Origin of the sequence: Bacillus sp. SA1-12 (assembly GCF_000981385.1) — a bacterium.
In the GTDB taxonomy this organism is placed as follows: domain Bacteria; phylum Bacillota; class Bacilli; order Bacillales; family Bacillaceae; genus Metabacillus.
Genome location: NZ_LATZ01000134.1, coordinates 139,253 through 158,147 on the forward strand (window position 1 = coordinate 139,253; position 18,895 = coordinate 158,147).

Annotated in this window: 23 protein-coding genes; 1 reads left to right on the plus strand and 22 read right to left on the minus strand. The window is 36.0% G+C overall.

Features of this window, described 5'->3' with window-relative positions; genetic code table 11:
* Positions 1-13: 13 nt before the first annotated feature.
* The 13 genes from WQ54_RS30250 to WQ54_RS30310 all read right to left on the minus strand — a co-directional run bounded on the left by WQ54_RS30250 (position 14) and on the right by WQ54_RS30310 (position 11,778).
* A complete protein-coding gene (locus WQ54_RS30250) occupies positions 14-724 on the minus strand; it encodes a demethylmenaquinone methyltransferase (RefSeq protein WP_046590407.1) in 711 nt (236 codons plus the stop codon).
* A 2-nt stretch (positions 725-726) separates the two neighbouring features.
* Positions 727-1,509 (minus strand): heptaprenyl diphosphate synthase component 1, encoded by a 783-nt coding sequence (locus WQ54_RS30255; protein ID WP_046590409.1) that lies wholly within the window; start codon positions 1,507-1,509, stop codon positions 727-729.
* A 362-nt stretch (positions 1,510-1,871) separates the two neighbouring features.
* On the minus strand, positions 1,872-2,096 hold the full coding sequence (gene mtrB / locus WQ54_RS30260; RefSeq protein WP_046590411.1) for a trp RNA-binding attenuation protein MtrB: 225 nt from the start codon (positions 2,094-2,096) through the stop codon (positions 1,872-1,874).
* Between the two features lie 224 nt (positions 2,097-2,320).
* A complete protein-coding gene (gene folE, locus WQ54_RS30265) occupies positions 2,321-2,887 on the minus strand; it encodes a GTP cyclohydrolase I FolE (protein WP_046590412.1) in 567 nt (188 codons plus the stop codon).
* Positions 2,888-3,140: 253 nt separating this feature from the next.
* Positions 3,141-3,419, minus strand: a complete 279-nt coding sequence (hbs, locus tag WQ54_RS30270; protein WP_034332307.1) for a non-specific DNA-binding protein Hbs — start codon at positions 3,417-3,419, stop codon at positions 3,141-3,143.
* A 476-nt stretch (positions 3,420-3,895) separates the two neighbouring features.
* Complete coding sequence (spoIVA, locus tag WQ54_RS30275) at positions 3,896-5,374, minus strand: stage IV sporulation protein A (RefSeq protein WP_046590452.1); 1,479 nt, start codon at positions 5,372-5,374, stop codon at positions 3,896-3,898.
* 258 nt (positions 5,375-5,632) lie between these two features.
* Positions 5,633-6,352, minus strand: a complete 720-nt coding sequence (locus tag WQ54_RS30280; RefSeq protein ID WP_046590454.1) for a hypothetical protein — start codon at positions 6,350-6,352, stop codon at positions 5,633-5,635.
* A gap of 24 nt (positions 6,353-6,376) precedes the next feature.
* Entirely contained in the window at positions 6,377-6,577 is a 201-nt protein-coding gene (locus WQ54_RS30285; RefSeq protein WP_046590456.1) for a DUF2768 domain-containing protein, read from the minus strand.
* 834 nt (positions 6,578-7,411) lie between these two features.
* Positions 7,412-8,449, minus strand: coding sequence for an NAD(P)H-dependent glycerol-3-phosphate dehydrogenase (locus tag WQ54_RS30290; protein ID WP_046590458.1), 1,038 nt, complete (start codon positions 8,447-8,449; stop codon positions 7,412-7,414).
* 78 nt (positions 8,450-8,527) lie between these two features.
* Positions 8,528-9,838, minus strand: coding sequence for a ribosome biogenesis GTPase Der (gene der / locus WQ54_RS30295; RefSeq protein ID WP_046590459.1), 1,311 nt, complete (start codon positions 9,836-9,838; stop codon positions 8,528-8,530).
* Between the two features lie 257 nt (positions 9,839-10,095).
* A complete protein-coding gene (locus WQ54_RS30300) occupies positions 10,096-10,287 on the minus strand; it encodes a hypothetical protein (RefSeq protein WP_046590461.1) in 192 nt (63 codons plus the stop codon).
* Complete coding sequence (locus tag WQ54_RS30305; protein WP_046590463.1) at positions 10,284-11,177, minus strand: YIEGIA family protein; 894 nt, start codon at positions 11,175-11,177, stop codon at positions 10,284-10,286. The genes WQ54_RS30300 and WQ54_RS30305 overlap by 4 nt, the downstream gene beginning before the upstream one ends.
* 1 nt (position 11,178) lies before the next feature.
* The gene (locus WQ54_RS30310; protein ID WP_046590464.1) at positions 11,179-11,778 is read right to left on the minus strand and encodes a hypothetical protein; all 600 of its coding nucleotides are present in this window, start codon (positions 11,776-11,778) and stop codon (positions 11,179-11,181) included.
* Between the two features lie 131 nt (positions 11,779-11,909).
* Between WQ54_RS30310 and WQ54_RS33200 the strand changes: the two genes are divergently transcribed.
* On the plus strand, positions 11,910-12,041 hold the full coding sequence (locus WQ54_RS33200) for a YpzI family protein (RefSeq protein ID WP_084822389.1): 132 nt from the start codon (positions 11,910-11,912) through the stop codon (positions 12,039-12,041).
* Positions 12,042-12,099: 58 nt separating this feature from the next.
* Here WQ54_RS33200 and fni read toward each other — a convergent pair whose 3' ends face one another.
* The 9 genes from fni to WQ54_RS35080 form a co-directional block, all read right to left on the minus strand.
* Complete coding sequence (gene fni / locus WQ54_RS30315; protein ID WP_046590466.1) at positions 12,100-13,158, minus strand: type 2 isopentenyl-diphosphate Delta-isomerase; 1,059 nt, start codon at positions 13,156-13,158, stop codon at positions 12,100-12,102.
* Between the two features lie 11 nt (positions 13,159-13,169).
* On the minus strand, positions 13,170-14,318 hold the full coding sequence (gene rpsA, locus WQ54_RS30320) for a 30S ribosomal protein S1 (RefSeq protein WP_046590468.1): 1,149 nt from the start codon (positions 14,316-14,318) through the stop codon (positions 13,170-13,172).
* Positions 14,319-14,484: 166 nt separating this feature from the next.
* Positions 14,485-15,060, minus strand: a complete 576-nt coding sequence (locus WQ54_RS30325) for a 1-acyl-sn-glycerol-3-phosphate acyltransferase (protein WP_046590469.1) — start codon at positions 15,058-15,060, stop codon at positions 14,485-14,487.
* Between the two features lie 4 nt (positions 15,061-15,064).
* On the minus strand, positions 15,065-15,736 hold the full coding sequence (gene cmk / locus WQ54_RS30330) for a (d)CMP kinase (protein ID WP_046590471.1): 672 nt from the start codon (positions 15,734-15,736) through the stop codon (positions 15,065-15,067).
* Between the two features lie 122 nt (positions 15,737-15,858).
* On the minus strand, positions 15,859-16,041 hold the full coding sequence (locus tag WQ54_RS30335) for a YpfB family protein (protein ID WP_046590473.1): 183 nt from the start codon (positions 16,039-16,041) through the stop codon (positions 15,859-15,861).
* Between the two features lie 78 nt (positions 16,042-16,119).
* On the minus strand, positions 16,120-16,506 hold the full coding sequence (locus WQ54_RS32290; RefSeq protein WP_052738048.1) for a flagellar brake protein: 387 nt from the start codon (positions 16,504-16,506) through the stop codon (positions 16,120-16,122).
* Positions 16,507-16,782 carry a flagellar brake protein gene (locus WQ54_RS32295; protein ID WP_052738049.1) on the minus strand — a complete coding sequence of 92 codons (276 nt, stop codon included), beginning with the start codon at positions 16,780-16,782 and terminating at the stop codon, positions 16,507-16,509.
* A gap of 164 nt (positions 16,783-16,946) precedes the next feature.
* On the minus strand, positions 16,947-18,293 hold the full coding sequence (gene ypeB, locus WQ54_RS30345; RefSeq protein ID WP_046590475.1) for a germination protein YpeB: 1,347 nt from the start codon (positions 18,291-18,293) through the stop codon (positions 16,947-16,949).
* A gap of 15 nt (positions 18,294-18,308) precedes the next feature.
* A partial coding sequence (locus tag WQ54_RS35080) for a cell wall hydrolase (RefSeq protein WP_231597707.1) occupies positions 18,309-18,895 on the minus strand: 587 nt, incomplete at its 5' end.

Sequence of the window (18,895 nt, forward strand, 5' to 3'; positions counted from 1 at the left end):
TTCTTTTTGTCTTTTATTTATTCGGCTTAACCCCTAAATGCATGGCTGCGACTCCGCCTGTGAATGACTTAATTTGGATTTGTTCAAAGCCTGCTTCCTTAAACATCTGACCGAGCTCTAACATCCCAGGAAATTCACGAGCAGATTCCTGTAACCATGAATATTCCTTATAACTCTTCGCAAAGATTTTTCCAAATAAAGGCATTATATAGCGGAAATAAAAAAAGTAACCTTGCTTAAACAGCGGTGCAGTAGGTTGCGAGGTTTCTAAACATACCGCTTTGCCGCCTGGCTTTAAGACACGATTCATTTCTTTTAGAACCTGCATATAATCCGGGACATTTCTCAATCCAAAGCCAATTGTCACAAAATCAAAAGTTTGATCCTTAAAAGGAAGACTCATCGCATTACCATGTACTAATTCAACGTTTGATAGCCTAAGCTCATCAATTTTTTGCTTGCCAACTTGAAGCATATTCTTACTGAAATCCAACCCGATAACATGTCCCTTTGGACCAACCTTCTCAGCGAGAGCAATGCTCCAATCAGCGGTCCCACAGCAAACATCAAGCGCTTTTTGACCTGATTTAACTTGCATCCGCCGCATTGTTTCTTTTCTCCATGCTTTATGACGCTGAAAAGAGATAACTGAATTCATTTGGTCATAGTTTTTATATATTTTTTCAAAAACCCCATGAACTCTTTCTTCTTTTGATTGATCCATTTTTATAACCCTTCTTCCACAGTCTTTTTAAAATGTAATGTTTCATGAAAACGAATGGATTGCAATCGTTTATACAGTATGTCTTTTATTTCGGGAGTAGAAAAACCTGTCTCTAGTAGAGATGTCGTCTCCTCAAAAAAGTTTTTGCAAGCATCATTCAAAAACGTAAGGGAGAATGGGCTTTTATAAATTTGGTTTTCAGGTAACTTTCGTTCATTCTCCAAATGAAATTTTTCATGAGATAATCTTTTATAGGTTAAAAAACTAGTGGATAGCAATTTCCAGTGATTTAGCTTCAATAGATCAGCAACCCTATTGAATAAAGCTGTTTCAACGATTAAGAGACTGTCCAAAATTGATTGCATATTGGCTTGGTCATCCTGATATAGACTTATTTTATGTTCATTAATTTCCCTAATGGCCATTGCTAAAGCACGAACCATTTTAAAATCTTTCACTTCCGAAAGCATAAAATAATATAGACCACTATAATAATCTCCTGCTAATACTGTTAATTGCCTTTGAACAAATTCTGTGGAATCAATATCGTTAGCTATGGTCACATTGTCATGAGTATCAAGAGCAGTTTGCACAAGCATAGCCGTCGTAATATAACTTTCTTTTACATCATCTGAAAGATCTATCTCATCAAAAATTGCATAAAATAGCAACAGCTTATCCTCATCTAGTTTTGGTACAGATATATACTTATCCAAATAAGGATGTGCGAGTTTCTCCCTTAACGCTATTTTCATTTTCGCTAATTTTACATAGATGTCCTGCAAATATATCACCCTTGTCCCCAAATTAACATTCTCTCTCTATTGATTATTACACTGCTTAATCCAAGTAAAAGAGACATTGATCAAAGTTCCTGCAGCCTAGCAGTTAACGTGGAAGAGGGAGCTGATACTCTACCATTTGTTCACCAAAGCCTATATTCCACATTAAATTATGTAATAATCCGGTCATTTATAAATGAATCCTAATTAATTATGTAAGTAAATGATTCCAAACGATATATTGTTCTATAAAAAGTTAAAAACAAAATCAATTATAACACAATAAATCAGATTTGTTCTTATTTAATCTTCTTTACCGAGGAATTACACAATGGATAAACGCAAATAAAAGCAGGTATCCCTGCTTATTTTCTTGACTCACTTTCTAATTCTCCAATACTAGTTTGAATTAGTGCTTTACCTCTTATTTTAATGGCAGAGGTATGTTCAGTAAACTGAGCGATCATTACTTCACCTCTATCTAGTTTCTCAGAGTGGTGAAATCGTGTATCTGAACCTCTTGTAAGTCCAATTACATTTACGCCATCTTCAATTGCTTTTATCACAACAAAGTCATTTTTTTGATTCATGCTAACACCTGCCCGTTTACAGTTTAACTTTTGACAATTTAAATGCTTACACACTTGAGCTAATAAATCATATTCTATACCCTATCATACCATTTAATAATAAATAAAAACTATCTTAATGTTTCTAAACGTTTCAATCCAATAAAAATATGTATATTAATCCTTTTCAACATTACGCTATTACCTGCTTTTGATTGCTTAGCAGGTTTTTACACCATCATTGATTATCCTTTTATTAGAGATAATACTTCTGCTCTGGCAGCTTCATCTTTTCTGAAGATTCCTCTAACAGCAGAAGTCACTGTTTGAGAACCAGGTTTTTTTACGCCTCTCATCGTCATACACATATGCTCTGCTTCAACCACAACCATTACTCCATGCGGCTCAAGAGATTTATTTATACTATCAGCGATGGTAGATGTAATTCTTTCTTGCAATTGAGGTCTTTTTGCTACTGCCTCTACCGCTCGGGCAAGCTTGCTTAAACCGGTTACTTTGCCGCCTTTAGGGATATATGCTACATGCGCCTTTCCATAAAACGGCACTAAATGATGTTCACACATTGAATAAAAGGGGATGTCTTTTACTAAAACAAGTTCCTCATGATCCTCACCGAAAATTGTTTTAAAATGTTCTGCAGGGTCTTCATTCAATCCACTAAACACTTCAGCGTACATTTTTGCCACTCGTTTAGGAGTATCTAGTAATCCTTCGCGCTCAGGATCCTCTCCTATCGCTTTAAGAATCATTTTAACAGCCTGCTCTATTTTTTCTAAGTCCACTTGTCCCATTTCTATCCTCCTAATCATTTGGATTTGATTCAGATTCTAGCATAAAAAAGGAGATAAAAGCAAAATATAGAATGAAATTATCTATGTTTTTACACTTTATTACCACATAATAGTAGAACTGAATGCACCAAGAGTATTTAATTAAATTTTTATACAAACTTTAAGATGGTGAAAAGCAAATGAAAAGCCCCTTTAAAAGGGGCTTCTGTGAAGAATGGTTGTATGTAATGAGTATTACATGACAAGTAATAACTTATTTTCCTGCTACAGCATCTTTAAGTGCTTTACCTGGTTTGAAAGCAGGCACCTTACTTGCAGCAATTTCAATTTCCTCGCCAGTTTGTGGATTACGACCTTTACGAGCCGCACGCTCACGAACTTCGAAGTTACCAAAACCAATAAGTTGTACTTTATCACCATCTTTTAGTGCATCTAAAATTGTATCGAAAACAGCATCAACTGCTTTAGTTGCGTCTTTTTTAGATAATTCACTAGCTTCTGCTACTGCGTTGATAAGTTCTGTTTTATTCATGCCTTTCACCTCCTCCCAAAGGGATGGAACTCTTCTTAGTCTCATTTCTTCACAGTTTTGTTCATTTCTATACATGATAGAACGCGAAATTACTATCAACACGCTTATCTTATACGATTTTTTTACATAATTCAATGATTTTCATCATGAATAATGGTGTTTTAGGAAGAATCGACCAAAAGAGAAAATAATTTCTGTAAAAAGAGTAACACATTCAAACGAGTGAATCAAGTTTTATCCTAATAAAAAACCAATAATATCAACGTTTCTTCCTTAAATCAGGAACATACATTCCCTTTTTCTCCTTCTTTCATCAAAATATGTTACATTTATGTAAATGTTATCTCAATATATGTCATTTATAGATGAACATTTTTCAAATTTATTTCAATCTTAAAAAATTATTTTTTTAATATAATTACCTGCAATTTTGGATTTATAAAAGAAAAAAAGACCTCAAACAGAGGTCTAAAATGTTATAGGATGATGGCAATTAATCCACCTGAGCCTTCGTTTATAATTCTCTCCAATGTTTCTTTTAACTTATATCGTGCATTTTCTGGCATTAAAGAAAGCTTAGCTTGGATACCTTCACGTACGATTGAGCTTAAGCTCCGTCCGAAAATATCAGAATTCCAAATAGATAATGGGTTATCTTCAAAATCCTGCATTAAGTAGCGAACTAATTCTTCTGATTGCTTCTCTGTTCCAATGATTGGAGCAAATTCTGACTCAACATCAACTTTAATCATATGAATCGAAGGTGCTACAGCTTTTAATCGAACCCCAAATCTTGAGCCTTGGCGAATGATCTCAGGCTCATCTAGACTCATATCAGACAATGCAGGTGCTGCGATACCATATCCTGTCTGTTTGACCATTTTCAGTGCATCTGCCACTTGATCATATTCCGTTTTAGCGTAAGCAAAGTCTTGCATTAGTTGAAGCAAATGATCTTTTCCGCGAATTTCTACTCCAACAACCTCTTTTAAGATTTGATCGTATAAGTCATCAGGAGCATATAAATCGATTTCTGCAATCCCTTGCCCCATTTCAATTCCCGCTAAGCTTGCTTTATTAATAAAATCATATTCACTAAATTGACCAACCACGCGGTCAACATCACGAAGCCTTTTAATATCCTTCACAGTGTCTTTTACAGCTTCCTGATAGCTCTCACGAAGCCAATGATTTTCTCTTAACACCATTACCCAGCTCGGAAGGTTCACATTTACTTCCAAGACAGGAAATTCATACAAAGACTCTCTTAGCACATTGATAACGTCTGACTCCCTCATACTCTCAACACTCATTGCCAGCACTGGGATATCATATTTCTCATAAAGCTGTTGACGAAGGGCTTCTGTTTCAGGATGATGAGGCCTAACCGTATTAATAATCATAATAAACGGTTTACCAACTTCTTTTAATTCTTCAATGACTCGCTCTTCCGCCTCTAAATAATCCTGACGCGGAATATCTCCAATCGAACCATCAGTTGTTATGACACAACCTAATGTTGAATGCTCTTGAATCACCTTACGTGTGCCAATTTCTGCTGCCTCATGAAATGGAATAGGCTCTTCATACCAAGGAGTATTAATCATACGAGGACCATTTTCATCCTCATAGCCTTTCGCACCAGGTACAGTGTAACCTACACAATCTACTAATCTAATATTGACGTCAAGTCCCTCATCAACATGGATGGACACTGCTTGATTTGGAACAAACTTTGGTTCGGTTGTCATGATTGTTTTGCCAGCTGCGCTTTGAGGCAATTCATCTTGAGCTCTAGCCTTATCAGATTCATTTTCAATATTAGGCAGCACAACTAACTCCATAAACTTCTTAATAAAAGTAGATTTACCTGTTCGAACTGCCCCAACTACTCCTAAATATATATCGCCACCAGTTCGTTCAGCGATATCCTTGAAAATATCTACTTTTTCCAAGTGATCCCCTCCCGATCATACATTATTGGGATAAAGCTTATCCGTCTTCTAATAGGACACTATATATGTATGACGTTGTCCTATTTATTTATGACTTAGCACGCAAATTTTTTTCCAATATCGCTTTCTCATCTATCCATAAAGTGAAAAAGAAAACCCTTCTTTTAGAGAGTATTCTCTAGAAGAAGGGTTCATGACTTTTTTATGAAGAATTTTTTACAACAATGAAAAGGAGCTTTCCTGTTACAAATCAAGCTGCTACTTCTCCTCTTTAAAAATCGGCTCTCCTTTATCATCAATCGTATATGGCAACGAATATGCTGGAACAAAGTACGTATCCTCCACTAGGAGATCACGGATGTCATCGCCTGGTTTATACGAATGATCTTTCTCTTTAAGTGCCTTAAATAAGTCAATTCGGTAATCTACATATATTTCTGCTTGATTATCAATCACTAATGGTAAATGTTCCCCCGAATACGGACTTTCAATTGTTGGAGCTTTATCATAACCGAGCTTTTTATAGTCTAACATATATATATTCTTCGTAATTAGCTCCTTAATCGGAGGATAGCCATTGGATTGTCGATAAACATCTATTCTGATTGCCAGTTCATGTATAGCTTCTGAAATTCGCAAATCAATTAATTTAACGGTGGGATTTTCTTCTACATCTACCAGTACATATGAATAAACCCCGCCATTTTCATAGGCCGTACCTGGTGGTTCTGCCATATATTTTGGCAAAAGGGCGGAAAAGTCAATCGGATATTTTTGATAGATAGGTGTTGACATATCCCTCGTCTTGATTGGAAGCAATCCGCCGGAATCCTCTTGAAATCGATCAACTGCATTTTGAACAGCAACAATTTGGTCTTCATATGGTATCGTATTTTTTTGTAATTTTTCATCTGGGTATAAACAACCAGCTAAAAGGATACAACAAAAAATACCTATTATTATTTTCAAAAAATTCATCTGCTAAAACTTCCTTTTATTTTCTTATTCATTAACAGGTCCACTTAATACAACAAATAAAATGATAATTCCTGCTAGAATCATAAACAAATAGGCGAATATTGTAACGATTACCTTTAGAAACCCTTTTAACTTAAAGCGACTTAAATAAATAAACAAAATAGAAATAAACATAAACCCCATTGATGCAAAAGAAATCCACATTTTCATCAGGGCTGCACTCATTAATACTCCTCCTTATTTGAAAAGCGCAAAGCGCATGCTTATGACCCAAGAGACCAGGCGCTGGATCTAAAAATCAAAGCGCTTACTACATTATCTAATATTTATCTTTTCTAAAACAAGAACAAACTGCAAGACACTATGCATTCTGCACTAAACATAAAACGATCGGATCTTTAATTCCTATAAAATTAAATCATAGAAGCGATGAAACCTAGGGATAAACACCAATAATATGTAGGAAAAGCAATACTTCTCTTTTTATTATTCTAAAAGCTCAAAACTCTTTGTTCCTTTAAACTATTCATTCAACCCATGGTCGATTATAATATACAATTCACGGCTTGTCCAAGCATGATGTTGGCTAACTTAAGAAGCTAGGTCCATATCAAGCGCAAGCAAAATGATTTATTAGATAAAAAAAACTGAAGTAAAGAGGGGACGATCTTTACTTCAGCAGCAAGGTGAACGACTAAATAGTACCCAACAATAAGAACAACTCTTATTTGACTACGTTGCATTTTATGCGGATATAGATGGTTTTGCATCCTCTAATGCCTAGATATGCCGTGTAAACTTTACAAGTTAGGTTTAATGTTCAGGCTACCCAAGGAAGGGATCTTAAGTAAGTCATCCGCGGTATTTGCTCGCAGCTTTAATACCTTATAGGATATTGTTCCCTTTTCATAATTCTTGGTATTATATGCTGGGGAATTTTGTTTGTCACCATTGGGTTCACATATCATACATAAAATCTTTGATTATTTTTCCTTTGCATTAGACAGTCTCTAAATGCTAATTTAGCCGTTATCGATTTCTTTTGGGATCCATAATATGTTAGCGATTTTCCATAATGTTAACAAGGTCTTCCATTTCATGAGTCCTCACACGTGCCATTAAAGAATCTACAGCTAGTTTAGGCTCCTGATCATTAAATAAGACATTATAAAGCGCCTCAGTTATTGGCATTTTAACTTCATATTTCTCGGCAAGCTGATAAGCTGCTTTTGTTGTACGTACCCCTTCTACAACCATTCCCATGTTTTCCAATACTTCTTCTAGCTTTTGGCCTTTTCCAAGCAAATTTCCGGCTCTCCAATTTCGTGAATGCACGCTTGTACACGTAACGATTAAATCACCAATTCCTGTAAGGCCTGAGAATGTTAATGGATTGCCCCCCATTTTACTTCCTAAACGTGCAATTTCAGCCAATCCGCGTGTAATTAGAGCGGCCTTTGCATTATCTCCATAGCCAAGACCATCCGATATCCCTGCAGCCAAGGCAATGATATTTTTTAAGGCACCACCTATTTCAACTCCAATAACATCAGGGTTGGTATAAACACGGAAATTTGAATTGATAAACAAATCTTGTATGTATTCAGCTGCTTCCATATTTTTTGACGAAGAAGTAACAGTTGTAATATGTCTCTGACTAACCTCTTCAGCATGACTTGGCCCTGATAAAACAACAACATCCTTTAATAAATGACCGGGCATAACTTCTTCGATGATTTCTGAAACGCGCTTTAGCGTATCAGGCTCAATTCCTTTACTTACATGAACGATCGTAATTGCGTCCTTAAGCACTTTTGAAATGTCGCTCAACACACCGCGAATGGCTTTCGTTGGGACGGCCAACACCACAGTTCTTGCCCCTTCAAGACTTTGTTCTAAGTTTGAAACTCCTGTGATGTTTTCAGGTAATTTTACCCCTGGGAGATATTTTTCATTTGTTCTTTTTTCATTAATATCGATTATTAATTCCGGACGATGACCCCAAAGTTTAACATGATGTCCATTATCAGCAAGCACAATGGCTAAAGCAGTTCCCCAACTTCCTGCTCCTAAAACAGTAATCTGTTCCTGTTCCATATGATCACGCTCTTTTCTTCGAAAAATGAGTTACTAAACCTTTAGCAGTTTTTTCTGTCAGGCAATGTTTTTGAACGTTTATTTTCTTTCTCTCGAAAATATTTTAATCGGTGTTCCTTCAAATTCAAAAGCTGATCTGATTCGATTTTCTAAAAAACGTTGATAAGAAAAATGCATAAGTTCAGGGTCATTTACAAAAACGACAAAGGTAGGCGGCTTAACAGCAACTTGAGTTGTATAGAATATTTTTAATCGTTTACCCTTATGTGTCGGTGTTGGATTCATTGCCACAGCATCCATAACAACATCATTTAACACATTTGTTTCAACTCTTCTTGCATGATTTTCACTTGCAAGGATAATTTTAGGCATTAACGTATGGATACGTTTTGTGGTCTTAGCTGATAAAAAAACAATAGGGGCATAATCAAGAAACTTAAAGTGATCACGGATGTTTTCTTCGAACTCCTTCATTGTACGTTCATCCTTATCAACCACATCCCATTTATTAACAACGATCACCACCGACTTACCAGCTTCGTGAGCATACCCGGCAATATGCTTGTCTTGTTCAATAATACCTTCTTCACCATTTAGAACAACTAAAATAACATCAGATCTCTCAATTGCTTTTAGCGCACGAAGAACACTATATTTTTCAGTTGTTTCATAAACTTTTCCTTTTTTTCTCATCCCCGCTGTATCAATGATAACAAACTCCTGGCCCTCATATTTGTAAACAGTATCTATTGCATCACGGGTTGTACCTGCTATATCACTTACAATAACACGATCCTCTCCTAAAATTGCATTAACTAATGATGATTTCCCTACATTAGGTCGACCAATTAATGAAAATTTAATCGTAGTATCATCGTAGTCTTCAGTTCCTGTATTTTTAAAGTGTTTTGCCACTTCATCCAATAAATCACCGAGTCCCAAGCCATGGGAGCCTGATATTGGGAAAGGATCGCCGAAGCCTAAAGAATAAAAGTCGTAGATGTTTGCTCGCATTTCAGGATTATCAACTTTATTTACTGCAAGCACTACAGGTTTATTGGAACGGTAAAGGATTTTTGCTACCTCTTCATCTGCTGAGGTTACACCTTCACGTACATTTGTTAAGAAAATAATTACATCTGCCTCGTCAATGGCAATTTCAGCTTGTTGGCGAATCTGATCGATAAATGGTTCATCTCCAATATCGATACCACCTGTATCAATGATATTAAATTGATAATTTAACCATTCTCCAGAACTATAAATACGGTCTCTCGTCACGCCTGGAATATCTTCAACAATAGATACCCGTTCTCCTACAATTCGGTTGAAAATAGTAGATTTCCCTACATTAGGCCGCCCTACAATGGCAACTACTGGTTTTGACATATCTTTACACCCTTCCTATTTTTCCTAAAAAACTTTATCACAAGAGAGAAGAAGTCACTCCCCGTTAAAAACAAGATGGTGAGTGGTTGTACATCTTATATTAAAAGCACGTCGCATTCTTTTATTTAGTATGTAATAGACCTAGCTGAAAATGTATTATTGGTACAAACTTTAATCCCTCTACAAAATAAACCCTTCTATTTAATTAAGAAGGGCTTAACTTTTATATAGTAGCAAACAATTCATAAATACTCAACTTAGTGTTTCACAACAATATACAAATCATCACCAATTCCATGTGCGATTCCATCTAATATCGCCTCTAGATTTTTAGCAAAAAAATGCATTTCTTCTTGTGTTTTACAAATAAATATGGCTGTTCCACCTGCTGCTTTTGTTTCATCTGTTGTAATAATAGCCAAGATAAACTTATCTAAGGAGTTAGTCATTTTATTCCCCCTCGTTCATTTGCCCTGGATTCAGATGGCATTCTTATCGCATTTTCAAGCGTAGGTACCTCACCAATTATATGAATCGCTCTTTCAATATCACGATTTTGCGGAAGAACAAATACACCAAGCCGCCCATCATTGAGATCTCTTTTGGCTAATGGTACTAAAGAAGGCTCTCCTGAATCACGAACAACTCCAAGTGCTGTTGACACATCATGTAAAATCGCTTGACGTTGGCCCAAATTTGCGATCGTTGTGATTGAATTAAAATTTTTAGGTGTAAGCACAAAACCCATTCCATATTTTAGAATAGCTTCCTGCTTATCGGGTATCCCAATATTCATTATATAGATGTTATCTACATATAAACCTGCCCCTTCAAAATGTGGTTTAACATATTGGATATCGACTAAATCCTTAATTTTACTCCCTGTCATCAGTTTTTTACATATGATGAAACAAAGTACAGCTACAACAATAGCAGCATAAAAATTTATGACTAAGTGCGCTAAGGTCGTTAATAAAGAAGTGAAAATAACGAGATAATTTCTGCTTTCAAAAGCAATTGCTATTCCTTCAATGTAGGTCTTTCCACGCGGAACAAGTTCATAACCATCTAATTCAGTAAGTGTATTCCTTTCCATATTCCGAACATCACGGAATTGTGAAGCAGCTAACGTAAGAAAGGTGATAGCCGTGAAATCCTCCTCCATTATAGATGGAATAGCAACTGTTCCTAACCCTGCAGCAATAAATCCAAGCGCAATATGGATGACTTTTCCATGAAGATATGTAGGATATTGTCTATAATCTGTCCTAAGCATATGCAGCCTTGTAACTATACCAACTATTACACCAAAAAGTACTGGCATTGTGTATTCATTCATATTAGCCCTGTTTCTCCTTTGACGGTTTTTGAAGCATTTGTTCGATCGCTAAAATAACAGTTTGAGACATATTCCATATATAAATAATCGAACAACCGATGACCAACATATCTAAAAAGGCAGCAGTCCCAATTGTTAAGCCATCATGAAATTTCCCTAAAATAAACCAATATAAAATTTCGCCTTGACATATGGAAAGGATAAATAGTGAGTATATTTGAACAGAATGTTTTCCTAAGTAAATTGCCAGCACACTGATTGTTACACTGACAATTACACGATAATCAATTAAAAACCAAACAGGATCATAAATTCTAAAAAGCATAATTCCCGCATAAGCAAACATTAACGTAAATGTAGTCATATAAAAAAGAATTGGTTTTCTCTTTTTCTGTTTGACAGCAAGATAAACGCCAAGCAACATAAATAATAAAAGCGAGACTCTTACATTAAAATCCCCTACGACAATATATAGCTCACTGAATGTGATTGTAATCAAAATAAAAATTGTTAACTTTAGACGTATCTTTCCTTTTTTCATTAAAAATGTCGTAATAATCCAAGCTAGCCACATAAACCAATAAAAAAAGATTCCTTCCATTTTCTGCCCCTCCTCCTTTATCCATTATGTCTGTTTCTAATTAGCTTTAATCTAAAAATTTAACAAAAAATAACACTAATGAATAAAAGATTGGAGGCAAAACTGATAATACACGGATAGGAGGGGTGAAAATGGGTAAAGATCGTCAAGAAAAGAAGCTAAGAAAAAGTGGCAGAGTTGAATCTGATCGAGACCAGTCACTTAATTACCCTGGCGCTACTACATTAGAAGGCCCTGAATCTGCAAGAAAACGAAATAAATAACGATAACATATTATTCAAGTGGTTATATTACGAAAAGAGGGCTAAATGGTTTAACCAATTAGCCCTCTTTTCGTATACTATATTGCTTCGTATCAATGCCTCGCTCTGTCAACCAATGATGTGTCTCTCCGCTAATGACAATTGGTGCATTCTGAAGTTCTTTAATACTCCCTTTACCAAGCGCTGTCATAATAATTGTTAAATCTTCTACCATTTGATTTATTTCCTGTACTAATGAGTCGTATCCTTCTTCTATATATACCCTAAGAAAATGCCCAGCTGTTCCTGCTGCAGACGCTCCTAGCGCGATAGATTTCGCTATATCAAGTGCATCTTGTATGCCTCCACTGCCGATAACAGAAATATGATCAACACTTGCTGCCTCAGCAATAGAAGCTGCCGTGGAAATTCCCCATTCATTAAAGTATTGCAGCATTTTCTGCCGCCTCATATTTTCGATCTTTGAAAAATTAGTTCCGCCATAACCCCCAATATCTACGATCGTGACTCCAGCATCTCTTAATTTTGCAACAGCTTCACGATTCATTCCGAAACCTACTTCCTTAACAATGACAGGAACATCAATTTCTTTTACAATTTGCTCAATTCTTTTTAAGGCACCGCTAAAATCACGATCACCTTCAGGCATGACAAGTTCTTGAACAACGTTTAAATGAATTTGTAATGCATTTGCCTCAATCATATCTACAGCTATTTTTGCTTGTTCAACGGTTGCTTCGCTGCCTAAATTCCCAAAGATAAGTCCAGTTCGATTAACCTTGCGCATGATTTCATAAGAATGCCGCTCACTCTTATCTTTAATAGCAGACATTTGTGAACCAGCAGCGACAGCAATGTTTGTTTCACTTGCAGCTCGCGATAATGCTTCATTAATCAACGCTGTATCTTCTCCGCCGCCACCGGTCATAGCATTTATAAAAAGAGGCGAACTTAAAGTAAGTTCGCCAACTTTTGTTGATAAATCTATTTTTTGAACAGACAGGTTTGGTAGGCTTTGGTGAACAAAGGTAATATCATTAAATCCATTTGTACGTTCTTGACCTGTAGTAAGTGCATGTTGGATATGTTCAATTTTTCGTTGCGCTCTTTTGCCCACCTATATCACCATTATTTAAGTTTTTTAAGTTGGTCTCCAATCATTTCTCCTAATTGGAAACCAGAAGAAGAATCTTCCTGTGCTTGATAATTACGGAAGTCCTCATCTGTTGGTTTTGGAGTTTCTTCCAGTTCACGAATACTTAACGAAATTCGTTGTTCAGATTCGTTCACATCTAAAACTTTAACTTTAACTGTTTGATTTTCTTCTAAAACTTCATGAGGAGTTCCAATATGTTTATTTGAAATCTGTGAAATGTGTACAAGACCTTCTACTCCAGGTAAAATTTCAACGAATGCACCAAACGATACAAGACGTTTTACAACACCTTCAAGAACATCGCCCACTTTTACTTTTTCAGTAATGTTTGCCCAAGGCCCTGGAAGTGTTTCTTTAATCGATAAAGAAATTCTTTCATTATCACGGTCTACTGATAATACTTTAACAGTTACTTTTTGTCCCTCTTCAACAACATCTGATGGTTTGTCGATATGTGAATGTGACAGCTGGGAGATATGTACAAGCCCATCAATTCCACCAATATCAACAAATGCACCAAAATCTGTCAGACGCTGAACTGTACCTTCAATTGTTTCTCCCACTTTGATTGAATCCAAAAGTTCGGATTTCTTTTCATTTTGTTGTTTTTCAATAACAGCTCTGTGAGATAAAATGACTCTATTTTTCTCACGATCAAGCTCCACAACGATTAATGAGAGAGTATTCCCCATGTATTCAGAAAAATCCTCTACAAAATATGCTTCGACTAAAGATGCTGGAATAAAGCCGCGAACTCCTAAATCAACGACAAGCCCGCCTTTTACAACATCCTTAACTTCAGCTTCAAATACTTCTTTTGTTTCGAATTTTTGTTGTAAAGAATCCCATGCTTTTTCAGCGTCAACGGCTCTTTTTGAAAGAACCAATGCTTCATCTTCCACTTTTATTACTTTAAGATCTAATTCATCTTGTTCATTTGCTACATCTGAAGCCTTCTCGATATGAAGACTTGAAAGCTCGCTGATTGGAATAATTCCAATATGCTTGCAATTTTCTATTTCGACAATAACCTGCTTTTCTTCTACCTTTGTTACAATACCTTTTACAATATCGCCAACCTCTGGTGTTTCAACATGTACGCTATTTAATTCTTCTACCATCTCAATTACCCTCCTTGGTCAAAACCTGCGCGACTTTTGATATATGTAAGATTTCATTTTATAAAAGAACTATTTTTATTCTTTTAAAATAAAATGAAAAATTCCTCTTTTATTAAACTTCTAATAAATGCTACTTTTTGTCAAGTAGTAAGTCTTCATCTTCCCTTTATTTTTTAATGAGCTTGCCAATTTCTGTCATAATAATTTCTGCCATTTCATCTGTAGAAACTTTTTTTGCACGATATTCATCCATGTTAATCGGTTTGCCATAAACAACCCTTAGTGTTGTAAATGGTTTATATGGTCCTATTATCGCACATGGTACTACAGCTGCATCTGACCGAAGTGCAAAGAATCCTGCGCCTGGAAGCCCTTTTCCTAATTCACCAGTTTTACTTCTAGTTCCTTCTGGAAAAAAGCCTAGCACATTGCCTTCTTTTAATATTTTTAGACCTGTCCGTAAAGCCTCGCGGTCACTTCCTCCCCGATTAACAGGGAATGTTCCGAAGTTTTTTAACAAATCTTTTAATACTGGTACTTTGAAAAGTTCAGCTTTTGCCATAAAAAATACTTTTCTTGGTGCTGTAATCCCAACAACTGGCGGGTCAAAATTACTTATGTGATTCGTACATAAAAGGACACCGCCTTCTTTTGGGAAATTTTCCAAGCCTTCAACTTTTATTCGATAAGTTGGCTTTAAAAAGCCAGCTACAACTGACCTTGCAAATGGATATAATGACACGCTATCAAAGCCTTTCTTCTATATAGTCTTCTATTTTTTTTACGACATCATGTATAGACAAAGATGTAGTGTCAATTTCGATTGCATCCTCTGCTTTTCTTAAGGGGGCAACTTCTCTTTCAGAATCTAGCTTATCACGATAAGCAATCTCTTGTTTAAGTTTCTCTAAATCTGATGCAAAACCTTTTTTTTCATTTTCCTCATGACGCCTTTTCGCTCTTTCTTCAACAGAAGCTTTTAAAAAGAATTTTAATTCGGCATTTGGCAAAACATGTGTACCGATGTCTCGACCATCCATGACAACACCACCTAACTTCGCCAATTCCCTTTGACGTTTTAACATTTCTTCTCTAACCTTTGGATGCATAGCGACAATTGAAACATTGTTTGTCACTTCATTCGAACGAATGATATCTGTTACTTCATCTTTATTTACAAGGACAATTTGTCCACTTTCAGACGGTTGAAGCTCGATATTGATTGCTGCCAAGATATCTGCAACCTTTTCTTCATCCTTAAGATCAATGTTTTCCTTTAACGCTTTGTAAGTCAATGCACGATACATTGCGCCAGTGTCAATATAAATATATGAATAATGCTCTGCAATTATTTTAGCAACCGTACTTTTTCCAGCAGCAGCTGGCCCATCAATTGCAATTGAAAGTTTTTGTTTCATAGTTCCTCCAAATAGGTTTTTAGTCTAGTAGTTTTGTCGTTCGAGAACATATTTGGGCGATGATTAAACTTCTTCGTGATTCCATGCCAAACAAATGAAGCAGGTTATTAATTTCACCTGCCTCATTTCTCTTGACTAAACGTTTCAAGCCATTCCGTAATCGTAATTTTATTAACTCCCTCATATTGAACAACTCGGGAAAGGTATGGTTGAATAGTAGATTGTTGAAGTAACAGCTGTGCACAAACTAAGGCTATAAACTGTATGACAATTAATTTGATTAAAATACGCTCAAACCGTTTCATTACTTTCAACTCCGGTATTTTTTAGGCTGTGAATATAAAGTTTCACATTGTTCCTAGTATGCATAAAAATACCAAAATTTATTCTGCCATAAGCCCTTTTCTCCGCATTTGTATTTGCTGTTGAAAGCAAAAACGGATCAATTTTTGCCGTGTTAGTTCATCGATATTTTTAAACTGTAAAGGCACTTTATAAAATCGTACATTTTCTGCCGGAATGAGACGAAGTATTTTTGCTTCTACTTTTATATAGTCAATATTTTCATCTTGAAAGGGAAGCGAAAACCATATAACTAATTCCTGATCCTGACTTAATTGGGTTGAATTTGGAATAAGGATTGCTGCACCGCCTGCACTAATATCTGCTGTGACAGCTGAAAAAGGCAGAAATTCATTCTCCAACGGGTGGACGGCAACATCTAATGTTGTATCAACTCGTACATATTCTCTCCTTTGAATTCGAATCAACTAATGATCACCAGGATAAGTTATAGAAAGCATTGGAAAAGTTTCTTTTATACGTCCTGTCACCACTGTCTGAAAACTGAATGCATGTTGTTCTTTATTAATAAAAGAGGCAAAAAGCTCTGTGCCAAGCATTAAATAGGACAATCGTCCTGTATCCGTATTAATGGGATAATCAATATAAAGTTGATTTTCTTTGCTTTCCACTAGCCTGCACTTTAGTCGTTCGCCATTTTTATCTTTCGTTTCTAATAGTATGACATCCCCAATTTTCAGCACAAAATCACTCTTTCCTGATACTCACCTTCTTATTAAAGCATGGTCTAAACGGTTGTGCAAGAGGACAAAATTTTAAATATAGAATTGCTGCAAAAAAGGATATCCCCTTAAAGAAGTAAATAGGGATACCCTTTTCTTAAACAATTATGAATATGTTTTTATTTTTAGATTTCTTGAAAAATCGGTTCAGGATTTTTTAATTTTTCTACCTTCTCTTCAATTCCAGTTTCAGCATTAATATAAATTCGGAAGGTGTCCTGATCGATTGTACCTAAGAACTCATAGCAAAGGATTTCTTCTCCGAGCTCGTTTGTGATAACAGCTAATCGATCCTCTTGTACTTCTAAACTCGGGTTTAATCTTTTGACTGCTTCTTGTTTAGCGATTTTAGGCTTTGGAATTTCCCTTAACTTATGTGCCGCTAAATAGTCCCGTGCAGAAAAACCAATGATTTTTCCGTTATCTAAAGCAACCTTTATCCGTACCGTATCTGGGTAAACTCTGACACCATCTAAAATCGAAACGAATGAAAAGACACCGGTATTATCATATTGTGCACTTTCAAAAAGATCTAAATCCTTAAAGCCATGCTTTGTTAGAAAATCACTGGCGTTATTAGAAGCTTCATTTAAACTAATAGCCTGCTTTTTTATTTCCCGATTTTGAACGAGGAAGATCGGATGTCCGCCTTTTTTGGTGATATCCATATTTATCTCAGCTTTATTCTTTTTATCAACCATAGAGACACTATAGAACCCAAAGGATGAACCTTCTCCATTTTCAGTTACCTTTATATTTGTTACATTGTTAGGAACAAATGACTTTGCGATCTTTTTTGCTTCTTCCTCATTTATTTCTTTGCCCTCAAGTTGATTAAAGCCTTCTCGCTTGTCTTTTTTCATCGCAGTAAAGCTTACACCAAAGTCGGATTCTGAATATGCTTCCATATTATTTTCAACTGTTTTAAAGCCATCAACGATCGTATTATCCATTTGCTTTTGTCCTGAAGCAAGGGCTAATTCAACATCCATCCACCTTAAATTATTTTCAATTACTAAATGTTGTACATTACGAAGTTCATTTTGAATATCAGCTGACTTTGAATACAATGATTTCAGCTTTTTATATTCCTCATCTGAAAGAGGTTCTTTTTCTAAATCTCTTATTGCAGTTCGATAACTAAAATCACTAATTCCTGCTAAAAATTCTTCTGTTTTATTAAAAGGGAGCAACGTTAAAGGTAATTGTCCAACATCTGATTGTGCTTCAGATGTAATTCTCCATACATCTGCAAGTGCAGGAGATAAAGATTGTTTGGAATTCATTGCTAATGTTCCGCCAATTCGATCATGTAATTGATCGACTCGATATGTTAAATCATGAAAAGCGCGTTGGTAGTTATTCTCTGCTTGGATTAGCACTGCATTCTTTTCTTGGTGTTCTTTATATCCCCAATAACTTGTTCCAACGACTGCAACTGTTAAAATACCAATCAGGATTCCACGTATCAAACCTTTTCACCCTTTCTATTCACAGAAAATATGCTTTCCGATACGTTTTATTTGTGGTCTGCCCCAGATCCAGGAGCTTGTCGCGGTATTCGGATTGAAATAATAAATGGCTCCTTCCGTTGGATCCCAACCATTAATTGCATCCATCACTGCTTTTTTAGCTTGTTCATTAGGAGTAAGCCAAATTTGTCCATCCGCAACTGCTGTAAATGCACGAGGTTCAAAAATAACGCCTGCTACTGTATTTGGAAATGTCGGACTATTGACGCGGTTTAAAATAACTGCTGCAACCGCAACTTGGCCGATGTAAGGCTCACCTCTAGATTCTCCGTATACTGCATTTGCCATTAATTGAATATCGTTTTGTGAATATCCGCCAGGTAAATTAACTGCTGTTGATTCATTTTGGTTGTTTTCATTTTGCTGTTGTCGTTGTTGCTGCTGTTGTTGACGTTGCTGCTGTTGTTGCTGTTGCTGTTGTTGCTGTTGTTGCTGCTGTTGACGTTGCTGCTGTTGCTGCTGTTGTTGCTGTTGCTGTTGTTGTTGCTGCTGTTGACGTTGCTGCTGTTGCTGTTGCTGCTGTTGCTGTTGTTGCTGCTGTT

Excerpts from the sequence above, each read along its gene's own strand:
- der (WP_046590459.1), bottom strand. The coding sequence starts at position 9,838 with ATGTCAAAACCAGTAGTTGCCATTGTAGGGCGGCCTAATGTAGGGAAA.
- cmk (WP_046590471.1), bottom strand. The coding sequence starts at position 15,736 with ATGAAACAAAAACTTTCAATTGCAATTGATGGGCCAGCTGCTGCTGGA.
- WQ54_RS30290 (WP_046590458.1), bottom strand. The coding sequence starts at position 8,449 with ATGGAACAGGAACAGATTACTGTTTTAGGAGCAGGAAGTTGGGGAACT.
- WQ54_RS30335 (WP_046590473.1), bottom strand. The coding sequence starts at position 16,041 with ATGAAACGGTTTGAGCGTATTTTAATCAAATTAATTGTCATACAGTTT.
- hbs (WP_034332307.1), bottom strand. The coding sequence starts at position 3,419 with ATGAATAAAACAGAACTTATCAACGCAGTAGCAGAAGCTAGTGAATTA.
- mtrB (WP_046590411.1), bottom strand. The coding sequence starts at position 2,096 with ATGAATCAAAAAAATGACTTTGTTGTGATAAAAGCAATTGAAGATGGC.
- WQ54_RS30310 (WP_046590464.1), bottom strand. The coding sequence starts at position 11,778 with ATGGAAGGAATCTTTTTTTATTGGTTTATGTGGCTAGCTTGGATTATT.
- folE (WP_046590412.1), bottom strand. The coding sequence starts at position 2,887 with ATGGGACAAGTGGACTTAGAAAAAATAGAGCAGGCTGTTAAAATGATT.
- WQ54_RS30250 (WP_046590407.1), bottom strand. The coding sequence starts at position 724 with ATGGATCAATCAAAAGAAGAAAGAGTTCATGGGGTTTTTGAAAAAATA.
- WQ54_RS33200 (WP_084822389.1), top strand. The coding sequence starts at position 11,910 with ATGGGTAAAGATCGTCAAGAAAAGAAGCTAAGAAAAAGTGGCAGAGTT.
- WQ54_RS30285 (WP_046590456.1), bottom strand. The coding sequence starts at position 6,577 with ATGAGTGCAGCCCTGATGAAAATGTGGATTTCTTTTGCATCAATGGGG.
- WQ54_RS30300 (WP_046590461.1), bottom strand. The coding sequence starts at position 10,287 with ATGACTAACTCCTTAGATAAGTTTATCTTGGCTATTATTACAACAGAT.
- WQ54_RS30305 (WP_046590463.1), bottom strand. The coding sequence starts at position 11,177 with ATGAATGAATACACAATGCCAGTACTTTTTGGTGTAATAGTTGGTATA.
- WQ54_RS30280 (WP_046590454.1), bottom strand. The coding sequence starts at position 6,352 with ATGAATTTTTTGAAAATAATAATAGGTATTTTTTGTTGTATCCTTTTA.
- rpsA (WP_046590468.1), bottom strand. The coding sequence starts at position 14,318 with ATGGTAGAAGAATTAAATAGCGTACATGTTGAAACACCAGAGGTTGGC.